Below are 14,400 nucleotides of genomic sequence, written 5' to 3'. Positions count from 1 at the left end.
TGTTAAAGAGCGTCGCAACCGTTGCTCGTTGAGCGCCTCGTTGCGAGAGAGGCTGTATTCTACCGATTCGGCCCGGCGTGTCAAGCGGCGTCTGGCGTCGTGGCGATCGGTGAACACCGATCCCGCGGCGGCCGCCGGCCTGCCGAATCACGGGAGAGCATTCTAGGCGTTTCGACGTGGCCTGGCAAGTGCAATTTTCATCGCAACCTTCCGAAAACCGTCGAGGAAACAACCACTTGCTTCTCCTCTCCACCGCCGGTGACGTGTCCCGTCGTCGGCAGCGGATGCGTACTTTACGCCCCACCTTCGGCCCTGACAAGCCCCCTGAGCAACTTTTTTCAATAACTGCGGCGAGACCGGCAACTGGCGCCGGAAACCCGCGGGGTCCGACGCCTTGTTCGAGAGGCCCGAGTCAGCGCCAGAAGTCCCGAATGGAAGCGATGCCCTGGGCACCGACGGCACGGGCATGATTGGCATCGTGGCGGGTCATGCCCCCCAGTGCGAACACCGGCATGGCCGCGGGCTCCACGAGTTGCTGGAAATCGTGCCAGCCCAGGGGCGCGGCATCGGGATGCGAGGGGGTCGTCCGCAGCGGCGACAGGGTCACGAAATCGCAGCCGATTCGCCCGGCCCGGGCCAGCTGGCCTTCATCGTGGGTCGATGCGGAGAGCCACTTGCCCTCGACGATGGGCCGGCGCTCCAGGGTCATCAGTCGTTCACTGGTCAGGTGCACACCATCGGCATCGATGTGCGCGAGCATCTCGGGCTCGGTATTCAACAACAGGCGAGCGCCGTGCTCACGGCATAGCTGCAGGGCCTGTTCAGCGCGCGCCAGGTACGCGGATTCATCCAGCGACTTGGCACGCAGCTGTACCAGACGAACGCCATCCTCGATCAGCGCACGCTGCAGCTTGTCGAGAAAGACCCCATCGTCCTCCTCTTCCGCGGTGATCAGGTATTCGGTCGGCAGCATGACGGCGCGCAGGATCGGCAGATTCGCGGCCGGGAAGGGGTAGTTGAACAGTTCGCCGAGCTTGACCCAGCGAACCGCCTGGCCTTCCCGTCCGTAGGGCTCCCCGGAGAAACCGTGCACCTGCCAGACATCGAGCAGGATATGCTTGTCGGAGTATTCATGATGCACGCGAATCAGGGGCTGGGCCCGCTCGATGGAAATGCCGAGTTCCTCGTGCAGCTCGCGCCGCAGCGCTTCGAAGCCGGTTTCGTAGGGTGCCAGCTTGCCCCCGGGAAACTCCCACAACCCTCCCTGGTCTACCGTGGAGGGGCGTCTGGCCAGCAACACCTCATTTCCGTCGTCGCTGAAGATGGCAGCCGCTGCCACATGCACCCGTCGTTTGATCATCTTGCGTACTTACCTCTAGAACCTTGATGTTTCTCGTTGCGGGACGGAAAATGATGCGCCGATCAACTGCGATAGTCGGCGTTGATGGAGACATACTCGTGCGACAGGTCGGAGGTCCAGACGGTGGCCGCCGACTCGCCGCGTCCCAGTAGGATGCGTATGGTAATGTCTTCCCGCGCCATCTCGCGACTGCCGGCCTCCTCGGTATAGTCGGCCGCACGGCCACCATGCTCGACGAGGCGCACCGCTCCCAGATCGATGGTCACGGCATTGACGTCGAAGTCGTCCACCGGCGCCCGACCCACGGCCGCCAGTATCCGCCCCCAGTTGGCATCCGAGGCATAGAGGGCGGTCTTGACCAGCGGGGAATGGGCCACGGTGAAGGCCACGTCCCGGGCTTCCTGAACCGTCCGGGCCTGCTCGACCTGCAACGTGACGAACTTCGTTGCTCCCTCCGCGTCGCGAATGACGGCCTGGGCCAACGTCACCATGACCTCCTCGAGCGCGGCCCGGAAGGCGGCAACCTCCTTCGGGCTCGAGACCTGCGCGCTGCGCCCGGTGGCCATCAGCAGACAGGCGTCGTTGGTCGAGGTATCGCTGTCGACCGTGATGCTGTTGAAGCTGACCTGGGTCGTTTCGCGCAGCAACGACGAGAGCAGATCCGACTCGATGGCGGCATCGGTCACCACGAAGCCCAGCATGGTGGCCATGTTGGGCTGGATCATGCCGGAGCCCTTGCTGATGCCATTGATGGTGACCGTCTGACCGCCAATCTGGCAGGTGGCGGTCGCGCCCTTGGGCCGCGTATCCGTGGTCAGAATGCCCTCGCCCGCCCGCTGCCAGGCCTCGGACGAATCATCCAGGCTCTCCAGGGCGCGCGGTAACGCGGCCTCGATCCGCGCCACCGGCAGCGGCTCGCCGATCACGCCAGTGGAGAATGGCAGTACCGCCTCGCCGGCACAGCCGACCAGGGACGCCAGGGCGCCACAGCAGTATTCGGCATCCTTCATCCCCTGCTCGCCCGTGCCGGCATTGGCATTGCCGGTATTGATCAGCAGGTAGCGCACGGCACTGCGGGCCAGATGATCCCTGGCGACATGCACCGGCGCCGCACAGAAGGCATTGCGCGTGAACACGCCGGCCACGGCGGTATTCTCCGGCAGCTCGACCACCACCAGGTCGCGTCGCCCCGGTTTCTTGATCGCCGCTTCCGCCGTGCCCAGACGCAGTCCATCGAGGACCGACATCCGGGGAAAGACCGCTTCACCTACCGCCATGCTTCATCTCCTGACCTGTTCGGGATTGTCGCTTACTGCAGCTTGCCGTGACACTGCTTGTACTTCTTGCCCGAGCCGCAGGGGCACGGGTCGTTGCGTCCGACCTTGGGCCCCTCGCGCCGCACCGTCTGCGCCGGGTCGCCGCCCGGCGCCTCGTCGGAGTCTTCCGCGACCTCGTCGTGGCGCTGCGTGGCGCTGGCCTTCTCGCGCTCCAGCGTCTCGCGGCGCTGGCGTTCCAGCTCCTCGACCTCTTCCTGGCGCCGCACCTGGACGTGGCTGAGAATGCGTGTCACGTCGTGCTTGATGTTGCCCAGCAGACTCTGGAACAGCTCGAAGGCTTCGCGCTTGTATTCCTGCTTGGGATTCTTCTGGGCGTAGCCGCGCAGGTGGATGCCCCGGCGCAGGTGATCCATCGACTGCAGATGCTCCTTCCAGCGGGTATCGAGCACCTGAAGCATGACCTGTTTCTCGAAGCGCCGCATCAGCTCTTCACCGACGGCCTCCACCTTGGCGGCATAGATCTCGCGATGCTGGGTCTGCAGGCGTTCGCGCAGGGCCTTCTCGTGGAAGTTCTCGTCCTCGTCGGCCCACTGGGTCAGCGGCACATCGAGGTTGAACTCGCTCTTCAGATACTGCTGCAGGCCCTCCAGATCCCATTGCTCGGGCAGGCTCTGGGGCGGCACGAAGCCGCTGATCGCCTCGTCGAGCACTTCATCGCGGATGCCCGCCACGTTCTCGGACACGTCCTCGGCACCGAGAATCGCGTCACGCTGATCATAGATCACGCGACGCTGATCGTTGGCCACGTCATCGTACTCGAGCAGCTGCTTGCGGATGTCGAAGTTGCGCCCCTCGACCTTCTTCTGGGCCCGCTCGACCGCGTTGGACACCATCTTGTGCTCGATCGCCTCGCCCCGCTCGAGCCCGAGCGCCTGCATCAGACGCTGCACCCGTTCGGAACCGAACAGGCGCATCAGGTTGTCCTCCAGCGAGAGGAAGAAGCGGGTGGAACCCGGGTCCCCCTGGCGACCGGCGCGCCCGCGCAGCTGATTGTCGATGCGCCGCGACTCGTGACGCTCGGAGCCGATGACATGCAGACCGCCCGCCTCGAGAACGGCATCGTGACGTTGCTGCCATTCGGCCTTCGCGGCGTCGATCTGCGCCTGGGAGGGATTGTCGAGCTTGGCGACCTCCGCCTCCCAGTTGCCCCCCAGCACGATATCGGTACCGCGGCCCGCCATGTTGGTGGCGATGGTGATCGCCCCGGGCTGCCCGGCCTGGGCGATGATTTCCGCCTCGCTCTGGTGCTGCTTGGCGTTGAGCACGTTGTGGGGAATGTCGGCCTGCTTCATCAGCCCCGACAGCAGCTCGGAGGTCTCGATCGAGGCTGTGCCCACCAGCACGGGACGCCCGGCGTCACGCTGGGCCTTCACGTCCTCGATGATCGCCTCGAACTTTTCCTGGGCCGAGAGATAGACCAGGTCGTTGTGATCGACCCGCGCGATCGGCTTGTTGGTGGGTATCACCGTCACGTCCAGCCCGTAGATCTGGCGGAACTCGAAGGCTTCGGTATCCGCGGTGCCGGTCATGCCCGACAGCTTCTCGTAGAGGCGGAAGTAATTCTGGAAGGTGGTCGAGGCCAGGGTCTGGCTTTCCTTCTGGATGGCCACGCCCTCCTTCGCCTCGACGGCTTGGTGCAGCCCCTCCGACCAGCGCCGGCCGGGCATGCTGCGACCGGTGTGCTCGTCGACGATCACCACCTCGCCACTGCTGACGATGTAGTCGACATCGCGATGAAAGAGATGACGCGCCCTGAGGGCCGAGTGCATGTGGTGCAGCAGCCCCAGGTTCTGGGCCGCATAGAGCGAGTCGTCCTCGCTGAGCAGCCCCTGCCGGCGCATCAGTTCCTCGACCTTGTGGTGGCCGTTTTCGGTCAACTCCACCTGCTTCTGCTTCTCGTCGAGGGTGAAGTCGCCGCTGTCCGGATCCTCGGCGTCCTCGCAGACCTCGAGCTCCGTCGCCAGCCGGTCGACCACCTTGTAGAGCTCGGTGTTTTCCTCCACCGGACCGGAAATGATCAGCGGGGTCCGCGCCTCGTCGATGAGAATCGAGTCCACCTCATCGACGATCGCATAGTGCAGCTCCCGCTGGACCTTCTCTTCCAGCGAGAACGCCATGTTGTCGCGCAGGTAGTCGAAGCCGTACTCGTTGTTGGTGCCGTAGGTGATGTCGCAGGCATAGGCCTCGCGCTTCTCGGCCGAGGTCTGCCCCGAGTAGATCACGCCCACGGTCAGCCCCAGTGCCTCGTAGAGCGGGCGCATCCATTCCGCGTCGCGCCGGGCCAGATAGTCGTTGACGGTCACGACATGCACCCCGCGGCCGGGAATCGCATTGAGATAGACGGCCAGGGTCGCCACCAGCGTCTTGCCCTCGCCGGTCTTCATCTCGGCGATGCGCCCGCGGTGCAGGGTGATCCCGCCGATCAGCTGCACATCGAAGTGACGCATGCCCATGATCCGACGACTGGCCTCGCGCACCGTGGCGAAGGCCTCGGGAAGCAGGCGATCGAGACTTTCCCCGTTCTGGAGGCGCTCGCGAAACTGGGCCGTGCGTGCCTTCAGGGCGTCGTCGTCGAGGGCCGCGACCTCCTCTTCCAGACGGTTGATGTCGGCGACCAGCTTGCCCATGCGCTTGACTTCACGGTCGTTCTTGGACCCGACGAGCTTGCGAACCAGAGTATTGATCATTAGCAGTATCCAATCATTGTGCAAAGAAGGCCGGCGGCACTCTGCCGACCGAAAACCTCGATCACGCATTCACACAATGAAAGGCGGTGCCCGGGGGGCGCGAGACGCCAGATCCGCACCGGAACAGGCGTGCCCGGCCACCTGCCGCCAGACACGCGTCTCGCGCCCGGGCCGACCGACACTCGTCGGCCACCGGTGCGAAGCCCGCTTGCGCGCCCGACGCGATTCCTCGCGGATCGCCGCGGGCGCCATGAGGCAGATCTGGGTGATCTGTTCGGCGAGCCGGAGCGCTTCGGCATGCCCCAGCGTGGTCGGCAGCAGGCAACCGACCAGCAGGCCGGCCAGCCACCAGCGCGACGTGCGTCTGGCACGCTGCCGACCGGTTCCATCGGCGCGACTCGCGGCAGGAGTGGGGCAGGTCATGCTGTCGAAGGGCTCCAGGGCATGCTAGATTGCGCAGTATCGCTTTCGCAGTTTCACGGGCAAGCCAATGAGTATAAAGGCTAAGCGTTTTCGCGCCCAGCCCGCGACACGCCTCCTTTCCCCCCAGGGCCCCTCCGGCGCCGACCTCGGCGGGCTGCTGCACAAGGCACAGCTCATCGACCGCGCCCAGGCGCACTTGCGCCATCATCTCCCGGAAGAGATGCGCCCCCACCTGTTCGTGGGCGGCTACCGGGATGGGCGCCTGACCCTGATCACGGATGGAGCCCACTGGCTGACCGCACTGCGTTACGATCAGACACGCCTGCTGCGCCTGATACGAGAACTGCCCGGCTTCGAGGCCGTGCTCGCCCTGACCTTCAAGGTGCGCCCCGTCAGCCCGGTCAGACCACCCCCGGTCCAGCACCGAACGCTGTCCTCCCCCGCCGCCGATGAACTGCAGGCCTGCGCCCGGGACACCCAGGACCCGCAACTCAAGCGCGCCCTGGAGCGCCTCGCTGCCCACGCGTCGATGAACGGCGACAGCCGGGACGCGTGAATCGCCCACGAAAAACGCCAGCCCGGTCGGGCTGGCGTCAAGCATGCCTGGTTGCCTGTAGAAGAACGCGTCACATGGCCATGGCAGGGGCCGAGTAGGAGATCGGCGCTCGCTGGGACGCCTCCTCGAAGGTGACGATCTCCCAGGCGTCGGGGTTTTCCAGCATGGCCCTGCAGAGCTGATTGTTGAGGGCATGACCGGACTTCACGCCGCGAAACTCGCCGATCAGGCTGTGGCCGAGCTGGTAGAGGTCGCCGATGGCATCGAGCACCTTGTGCTTAACGAACTCGTCCTCGTAGCGCAGCCCACCCTCGTTGAGAATGCGGTAGTCATCGACGACGATGGCGTTGTCCAGGCTGCCGCCTAGGGCCAGATTCTGCGAGCGCAGGAACTCCAGGTCGCGCATGAAGCCGAAGGTCCGGGCCCGCGAGACTTCCTTGACGAAGGAGGTGGTCGAGAAGTCGACGCTGGCCAGCTGCTTCTGCTGCTCGAAGACCGGATGGTCGAAATCGATCGAGAACGTGACCTTGAAGCCTTCATGGGGCAGGAAGAGGGCTTCCTTGTCGCCGTCGCGCACCAGCACCTCGCGCTTGATGCGAATGAACTTCTTCGGCGCCTCCTGCTCGGCGATTCCCGCCGACTGGATGAGGAACACGAAGGGTCCGGCACTGCCGTCCATGATCGGCACTTCCGGTGCGCTCAGCTCGACGAAGGCATTGTCGATACCCAGTCCCGCGAAGGCCGACATCAGGTGCTCGACGGTCGCCACCTTGACGCCGTCGCGCGACAGGGCCGTGCACAGGGTGGTATCGGTGACATTCTCGGCGCGCGCCGGGATGCGAACTTCCGGCTCGAGGTCCGTGCGCACGAACACGATGCCGGTGTTGACCGGCGCCGGACGCAGGGTCAGATAGACCTTCTCGCCCGAGTGCAGGCCGACTCCCGTGGCCCGCATGGTGTTCTTGAGGGTTCTTTGCTTAATCATGGGCAATGACCAGGCTGCTGCATAAATTGTCAAACAGTGTTCACTATACCATCGAACGCCTGTTTAACCAAAAATTTGTCGCTGGCCACGCCCATGACGCCCGCCGACCGGATGGATCAGTCGGCCTGGCGGCGCAGGAAGGCCGGAATATCGAGATAGTCGTCGATGTCCTTGGCCTTGCGACGCTCCTGACGGGCCTTCGCGGTCTCCTCCTGCTCGGCCTTGGCCGCCTGCTGACGCATGACGGTCGGCTGCTGGAGCTTGCGGTAGTCGGTGGTCTCGGGCCGCGCGACCGACTCGCGGGCGGCCGGCTTCTCGCGGACACCGTCCAGGCCGGCGGCCACCACGGTGACCCGCAGCTCGTCGGACATCTCCATGTCGATCGCCGTGCCCACCACGATGGTGGCATCCTGGGAGGCGAACTCCTGCACCGTGGCGCCGACGTCGTTGAACTCGCCGATCGACAGATCCGGGCCGGCCGTGATGTTGACCAGGATGCCGCGCGCGCCGTGCAGGTCGATATCCTCGAGCAGCGGGCTGCGAATCGCCTTCTCGGCGGCCTCGCGGGCCCGGTTCTCGCCGGTCGCGCCGCCGGTGCCCATCATCGCCATGCCCATCTCCGACATGACGGTGCGCACGTCGGCGAAGTCGACGTTGATGATCCCCGGGCTGGTGATCAGTTCGGCGATGCCCTGGACCGCGCCGAGCAGCACGTCGTTGGCGGCACTGAACGCCGTCAGCAGGCTCGCGCTCTTGCCCAGCACCGCCAGCAGCTTCTCGTTGGGGATGGTGATCAGCGAGTCGACGTGCTGGGAGAGCTCCTTCATGCCCTCCTCCGCGACCTTCATGCGCTTGGGCCCCTCGAACGGGAAGGGCCGCGTCACCACGGCCACGGTCAGGATGCCCAGCTCCTTGGCCACCTCGGCCACCACCGGTGCACCGCCGGTACCGGTCCCCCCGCCCATGCCGGCGGTGATGAAGACCATGTCGGCGCCCTGCAGCAGTTCCGCGATGCGCTCGCGATCCTCCATCGCCGCCTGACGGCCCACGTCCGGGCTGGCACCGGCACCCAGCCCCTTGGTTATTTCGCTGCCTAACTGGAGAACGGTCTTGGCGGCAACCCGTTTGAGGGCCTGCGCATCGGTGTTGGCGCAGATGAATTCGACGCCCTCGATGTTGCTCTCGACCATGTGATTGACGGCATTGCCGCCGCCACCACCAACGCCGATCACCTTGATGACAGCGCTGCTGGAAGGTGCATTATCTACCAGTTCGAACATTTGCCCCGTCTCCTGGCCAGTTTCGGCCTTGTCAGAAATTTCCTTTGAACCAGCCTTTGACCCGTTCCAGCGCCGAGATGCCATCCTTGAGACCACGCCGTGAGACTTCCTCTCTACGGGGCTGGGCGGACACCGCACGGTTATCGCCCGGCTTGGCGTCACGCATTCCGTAGAGTAGCAAACCCACGCCCGTGGAATAAATCGGATTGCGCACCACGTCGACCAGCCCCCGCACATTCTGGGGGCTCGCGATGCGCACCGGCATGTGAAAGATTTCCTCCGCGAGTTCGACCACGCCTTCCATGCGCGCCGTCCCCCCGGTCAGCACCACGCCCGCGGCCACGAGATCCTCGTAGCCGCTGCGCCGCAGTTCCTCGCGTACAAGGGTAAACAGTTCCTCGTAGCGCGGCTCGACCACCTCGGCCAGCGACTGACGCGACAGGTCGCGAGCCGGGCGGTCTCCCACGCTGGGAACCTTGATCATTTCATCGCTGGACGCCAGCTGCGTCAGGGCACAGGCATACTTGACCTTGATGTCCTCGGCATACTGCGTCGGCGTGCGCAGCGCCATGGCGATGTCGTTGGTGACCTGGTCGCCGGCAATGGGGATGACCGAGGTGTGACGAATGGCGCCCTCGGTGAACACCGCGATGTCGGTCGTGCCGCCACCGATATCCACCATGCACACACCCAGCTCGCGCTCGTCCTCGGTAAGTACCGCGTGGCTCGACGCCAGCTGCTCGAGGATGATGGCATCGACCTCGAGACCACAGCGCCGCACGCATTTCTCGATATTCTGCACCGCGTTGAGCGCCGCGGTCACCAGATGCACCCGAGCCTCCAGACGCACGCCCGACATGCCGAGCGGCTCACGGATGCCCTCCTGGGTGTCGATGGCGAACTCCTGGGGCAGGACATGCAGGATACGCTGCCCCTCGGAGATGGCCCGGGCCCGGGCCGAGTCGATGACCCGCTCGATATCGGAGGGCGTCACCTCGCGGTCCTTGATCGCGACCACACCGTCGGAGTTCATCGAGCTTATGTGGCTGCCCGCGATCCCCACGTAAACCGAATGGATATCGCATCCGGCCATCAGCTCGGCCTCTTCCACCGCCCGCTGAATCGACTGGACGGTGGACTCGATATTGATGACCACCCCCTTCTTCATGCCCCGGGAAGGGTGCGAACCGATACCGACGATTTCCAGCCCGCCATCGTCCGTGGGCTGACCGACGATCGCCACGACCTTGGATGTTCCGATATCCAGCCCGACCACCATATTGGAAGCATTGGATTGTCCTGCCATGGGTCGGGATCACTCCTCGATCTTCACTGAATTGAGAAACCGTATTTTTGCAGATACAAAGTTGGGTCGAAGTATAGAACGTAAACGCCAAGCAGGCCGTGACCCAAGAGAATTCGGCTCAGAATACGGGGATTTTTTGGCGAAAGAAATACCTCGTCATGCCCCCGATGGCCGGAATTAGTGACCGGAATCACGACAGACGCCTGCCCCCGTCAGCCGTCCGCACCTGCCTCGGCATCCTCGCCATGCCAGGCGACGGCAACCCCGTTGGGATAACGCAGGTCGACGTAGCGGATCCGCGACGCCTGTTCGCCCAACTGGCGACGCCAGGCCGCCACGAAGCGGGCCAGCCGGGCCGGTCTGTCGTTGCGCCCGAGCATCACCCAGAGGCCGTCATTGACCTGAAAGCGCCAGGCGCCGCGGTCCTCGAGGCGCAGCTGGGTGACCGTGAGCCCCAGCGGCTTGAGCTGCCGCTGAAGGCGGTCGTACCAGGCCAGCACTTCCGCACCGCTGCCGTGCGGGCCGGCCAGGTCAGGCAGCGGCTCGTCGACCGTCACCGAATCGCGACGAAACGCCTTCCCCCGGGGATTGAGCAGCTCGCTGTCGTTCCAGCGCGCCACCGGATGCTGCTCGAACAGCTCGAAGGTCAGGGCATCGGGCCAGTGCCGCGACACGCGGACCTCCTCGAGCCACTCGATGCGTCGCGCCCGCTCGCGCAGCTCGCCGAGATCCACCGACAGCCAGGTCCTGCCGCTCACCAGTGGCGCCAGCTTGCTGCGCAGGTAATCCGCGCTGACGTGTTCCAGCTCGCCGCGAATGGAGACCCGCTCGATCGGCCGATCCAGCCACAGCCACAACGCCCGGCCACCGGCCACCAGCAGTACCAGCAGCAGGACGACACCCAGCCAGGAACCCCGCGAACCGCTCCCGCTCGCCGCCATCCGGGTCAGGACTCCAGCGCCGTGTCGAGAATGCGCAGCACCAGGTCATCGAAGTCGATCCCGGCATGCGCGGCGGACTGCGGCACCAGGCTGTGATCGGTCATTCCCGGCACGGTGTTGACCTCGAGCAGCCAGAAGCGTCCCCGAGCGTCGCGCATCACGTCGACACGCCCCCAGCCCCGGCCGCCGATGGCACGAAAGGCGTCCCGGCAGAGCGCCCCGAGGGTACGCTCGTCCGCCTCGTTCAGTCCGCAGGGCAGATGGTAGCGAGTGGCGTCGGAGTGATACTTGGCCTGGTAGTCGTAGAACCCGCCGGGTACTTCGACCCGAATCGCCGGCAGCGTCCGGTCGCCGAGCAGCGACACCGTGTACTCGTCACCCTGAATGTAGCGCTCGGCCATGACCGCCGCGTCGAAGCGCGCCGCCTCGCCGAAGGCGGCTTCCAGGGCTTGGCGGTCGTGGACGATGCTAATCCCCAGCGTCGAGCCTTCATGGACGGGCTTGACGATCAGCGGCAGGCCCAGCTGTGTCACGACCGCGTCCCAGTCCGAGTCGGGGCCGAGCGTGATGCTCTCCGGCGTGGGCAGCCCGACGGCCCGCCACAGCTGCTTGGTCCGCTGCTTGTCCATGCCCAGTGCCGAGGCCAGCACGCCGCTGCCGGTGTAGGGGACCCCGAGCAGCTCGAGGGCGCCCTGGACGGTCCCGTCCTCGCCACCCCGGCCGTGCAGCGCGATGAACACCCGATCCGGCGCCAGCGCCTCGAGACCGCTCAGGCCACCGGCCGCCAGATCATACCCGCGCGCATCCACACCGCCGCGCTGCAAGGCGGCCAGCACGGCGGCACCACTGACCAGCGACACCTCACGCTCGGCCGAATTGCCGCCATAGAGCACGATCACGCGACCGTATCGCCCGGGACATGGCGCCCCGGTGCGCGCCTGATGCCTGACGCTCATAGTTCGACCTCATGCAAGTCCAGCTGACAGTCGGCCAGGGCCAGGGCGATACCGCCGATGTCGCCCGCCCCCTGGGTGATCAGAATATCGCCATCCTGCAGCACGTTGTGCAACAGGCGCGGCAGTTCGGCCTTGGCCTCGACGAACAGCGGATCGACCTCGCCGCGCTGCCGGATCGAGCCCGCCAGGGTCCGTCCCTCCGCACCGGTGATCGGCGCCTCGCCGGCGCTGTAGACATCCAGCAGCACCAGGGTGTCGACCCCGGACAGCACGCGCACGAAGTCCTCGTAGAGATCCCGGGTACGCGAGAAACGATGCGGCTGGTACACCATCACCAGGCGCCGCTGCGGCCAGCCCGCACGTACCGCACGGATCACCATCTCGACCTCGCGCGGATGATGTCCGTAGTCATCCACCAGCATCACCCGGCCATCCCCATCGGGCAGGGCGAACTCGCCATGCACCTGGAAACGCCGGCCGACGCCGGCGAAGCCCGCCAGACCGCGCTGGATCGCCGCATCATCGACACCCGCATCGGTAGCGACGGCGATCGACGCCAGGGCATTGAGTGCATTGTGCTCGCCGGGCATCGCCAGGCGCACCGCCAGCGGCGCATGCCCTTCCGGGCGCAGTGCCGTGAAGCGGATCTCGCCGGCCTGCTGCACGAAGTCGGCGATCCGGTAGTCCGCCTGGGCGTCGAAGCCGTAGGTCACGAACTGGCGCTGCACCCGGGGCAGGAGCTCGCGCACGTTGGCATCATCCAGGCACAGCACCGCCAGGCCGTAGAACGGCAGGTTGTGCAGGAACTCGACGAAGGTGTCCTTGAGCCGCGCGAAGTCCCCGGCGTAGGTCCCCATGTGATCGGCATCGACATTGGTCACCACCGCGACCATGGGCTGCAGGTGCAGGAAGGAGGCGTCCGACTCGTCGGCCTCCGCGACCAGCACATCGCCCTCCCCCAGCCGGGCATTGGTGCCGGCACTGGTCAGCTTGCCGCCGATCACGAAGGTCGGGTCCAGCCCGCCTTCGGCCAGCAGCGTCGCGGTCAGGCTGGTGGTGGTGGTCTTGCCGTGGGTGCCGGCGATGGCGATGCCGTGGCGAAAGCGCATCAGCTCCGCCAGCATCTCGGCGCGCCGCACCACCGGGACGCGGTGCTCCCGGGCCCAGGCGATCTCGGGGTTGCCGGCATCCACCGCGGTGGACACCACCACCACGTCGGCCCCCTCGGCATGGGCCGCGGCGTGGCCGATGGCGATACGCACGCCGCAGCCCTCGAGATGCGCCGTCACCGCAGAGGCCCTGAGGTCGCTGCCGCTGACCTCGTAGCCCTGATTGGCCAGCACCTCGGCGATGCCGCACATGCCGGCGCCGCCGATGCCGACGAAATGAATGCGCCGGATGCGTCGCATGCCCGGCCCCTTGCGGAGCTGGCCGGGGACGGGGGAAAACAGGCTATCGCTCACGAGCGGCCTCCATGCAGCCTTCCACCAGGCGATCGACGGCGTCGAGGCGCGCCCGCGAGCGCGCCGCCCCGGCCATGGTGGCGAGAAGTTGGGGATTCAGGACCTCCTCCAGCACGGAGGCCAGCGAGGTCGCGTTCAGGGTGGCCTGGGGCAGCAGTCGCGCGGCCCCGGCCTCCACCAGGTAGTCGGCATTGCGCGTTTGATGATCGTCGACCGCATGCGGAAACGGCACCAGCAGGGCCGGCTTCGCCGCGGCCGCCAGCTCGCTGACCGTCAGGGCGCCGGAACGGCAGACCACCAGGTCGGCCCAGTCGTAGGCCTCGGCCATGTCATCGATGAACTCGCTGACCCGGGCCTCGACCCCGGCCCCCCGATAGCCCTGCTCGGTGGCCTCGCGCCGCTCGCGACCGGCCTGGTGGCGAACCTCGGGGCGCCGTGCGTCGGGCAGCAGCGCCAGTGCCTCGGGCAGCAGCCGGTTGAGAGCCACCGCCCCCAGGGAGCCGCCCACCACCAGGACATGCAGGCGGCGATCCTGCATGGCTTCAGCCTTGCGGGGCGTCTCGCCCAGACGGGCGATGGCCGGCCGCACCGGGTTGCCGATGACGATCGCCTCGCGACGCGAGCCCAGCTTGCGAAACGCTCCGGGGAAGGCCGCATAGGCACGCCGCGCCAGCCGCGCCAGCACCTGGTTGGTCAGCCCGGCGATCGCGTTCTGCTCGTGGACGATCAGCGGCCGTCCACCCAGCCAGGCCGCCAGCCCGCCGGGGCCGCTGGCGAAGCCGCCCAGCCCCACCACCAGCTGCGGGTCGAAGCTCGCCAGCACGCGCTTCGCCTGCGCCACCGCGCGCCACAGCCGCCACGGCGCCTTGAGCCAGCCGGTCATGCCGTTGCCGCGCAGGCCGGCCACCGCAATGCGATGCAGCACCAGCCCGGCCTCGGGCACCAGACGGTTCTCGATGCCTCGCGGGCTGCCCAGCCACTCCACCTGAACGCCGCGCCGGGTCAGGGCCTCGGCCAGCGACAGCGCCGGGATCACGTGCCCGCCGGTACCGCCGGCCATGATCAGCACCCGACGCAAGGGCGCGGAGGAAGTCGTCTCCTGTATC

At 66.5% G+C, this 14,400-nt stretch carries 12 protein-coding genes; 1 reads left to right on the top strand and 11 read right to left on the bottom strand.

The window, feature by feature from the left end; translation table 11 throughout:
- Positions 1-412: 412 nt before the first annotated feature.
- The 4 genes from KGQ91_RS10845 to KGQ91_RS10830 form a co-directional block, all read right to left on the bottom strand.
- Positions 413-1,360, bottom strand: coding sequence for a Nudix family hydrolase (locus KGQ91_RS10845; RefSeq protein WP_163649841.1), 948 nt, complete (start codon positions 1,358-1,360; stop codon positions 413-415).
- Between the two features lie 62 nt (positions 1,361-1,422).
- Complete coding sequence (gene argJ, locus KGQ91_RS10840; RefSeq protein WP_224420980.1) at positions 1,423-2,637, bottom strand: bifunctional glutamate N-acetyltransferase/amino-acid acetyltransferase ArgJ; 1,215 nt, start codon at positions 2,635-2,637, stop codon at positions 1,423-1,425.
- 32 nt (positions 2,638-2,669) lie between these two features.
- Positions 2,670-5,384: a preprotein translocase subunit SecA gene (secA, locus tag KGQ91_RS10835; protein ID WP_224420979.1), complete on the bottom strand. Its 2,715-nt coding sequence runs from the start codon at positions 5,382-5,384 to the stop codon at positions 2,670-2,672.
- A gap of 69 nt (positions 5,385-5,453) precedes the next feature.
- The gene (locus KGQ91_RS10830) at positions 5,454-5,807 is read right to left on the bottom strand and encodes a hypothetical protein (RefSeq protein WP_163649844.1); all 354 of its coding nucleotides are present in this window, start codon (positions 5,805-5,807) and stop codon (positions 5,454-5,456) included.
- Between the two features lie 67 nt (positions 5,808-5,874).
- Between KGQ91_RS10830 and KGQ91_RS10825 the strand changes: the two genes are divergently transcribed.
- Positions 5,875-6,363, top strand: a complete 489-nt coding sequence (locus KGQ91_RS10825) for a DUF721 domain-containing protein (RefSeq protein ID WP_163649845.1) — start codon at positions 5,875-5,877, stop codon at positions 6,361-6,363.
- A gap of 70 nt (positions 6,364-6,433) precedes the next feature.
- Here the strand turns inward: KGQ91_RS10825 and lpxC are convergent, their stop codons facing one another.
- The 7 genes from lpxC to murG form a co-directional block, all read right to left on the bottom strand.
- On the bottom strand, positions 6,434-7,348 hold the full coding sequence (gene lpxC, locus KGQ91_RS10820; RefSeq protein ID WP_163649846.1) for a UDP-3-O-acyl-N-acetylglucosamine deacetylase: 915 nt from the start codon (positions 7,346-7,348) through the stop codon (positions 6,434-6,436).
- A 116-nt stretch (positions 7,349-7,464) separates the two neighbouring features.
- Positions 7,465-8,628, bottom strand: coding sequence for a cell division protein FtsZ (gene ftsZ, locus KGQ91_RS10815; protein ID WP_163649847.1), 1,164 nt, complete (start codon positions 8,626-8,628; stop codon positions 7,465-7,467).
- Positions 8,629-8,659: 31 nt separating this feature from the next.
- Positions 8,660-9,934: a cell division protein FtsA gene (gene ftsA / locus KGQ91_RS10810; RefSeq protein WP_163649848.1), complete on the bottom strand. Its 1,275-nt coding sequence runs from the start codon at positions 9,932-9,934 to the stop codon at positions 8,660-8,662.
- A 212-nt stretch (positions 9,935-10,146) separates the two neighbouring features.
- On the bottom strand, positions 10,147-10,875 hold the full coding sequence (locus KGQ91_RS10805; RefSeq protein WP_224420978.1) for a cell division protein FtsQ/DivIB: 729 nt from the start codon (positions 10,873-10,875) through the stop codon (positions 10,147-10,149).
- A gap of 5 nt (positions 10,876-10,880) precedes the next feature.
- The gene (locus KGQ91_RS10800) at positions 10,881-11,831 is read right to left on the bottom strand and encodes a D-alanine--D-alanine ligase (RefSeq protein ID WP_224420977.1); all 951 of its coding nucleotides are present in this window, start codon (positions 11,829-11,831) and stop codon (positions 10,881-10,883) included.
- Entirely contained in the window at positions 11,828-13,240 is a 1,413-nt protein-coding gene (gene murC, locus KGQ91_RS10795; protein ID WP_224416787.1) for a UDP-N-acetylmuramate--L-alanine ligase, read from the bottom strand. The genes KGQ91_RS10800 and murC overlap by 4 nt, the downstream gene beginning before the upstream one ends.
- A gap of 43 nt (positions 13,241-13,283) precedes the next feature.
- The gene (gene murG, locus KGQ91_RS10790; protein ID WP_224416788.1) at positions 13,284-14,354 is read right to left on the bottom strand and encodes an undecaprenyldiphospho-muramoylpentapeptide beta-N-acetylglucosaminyltransferase; all 1,071 of its coding nucleotides are present in this window, start codon (positions 14,352-14,354) and stop codon (positions 13,284-13,286) included.
- Positions 14,355-14,400: the final 46 nt, after the last annotated feature.

Origin of the sequence: Modicisalibacter tunisiensis, from assembly GCF_020148005.1 — a bacterium.
In the GTDB taxonomy this organism is placed as follows: Bacteria; Pseudomonadota; Gammaproteobacteria; order Pseudomonadales; family Halomonadaceae; genus Modicisalibacter; species Modicisalibacter tunisiensis.
Note: the sequence above shows the minus strand (reverse complement) of the source record. Positions and strands in the feature narration are given on the sequence as shown.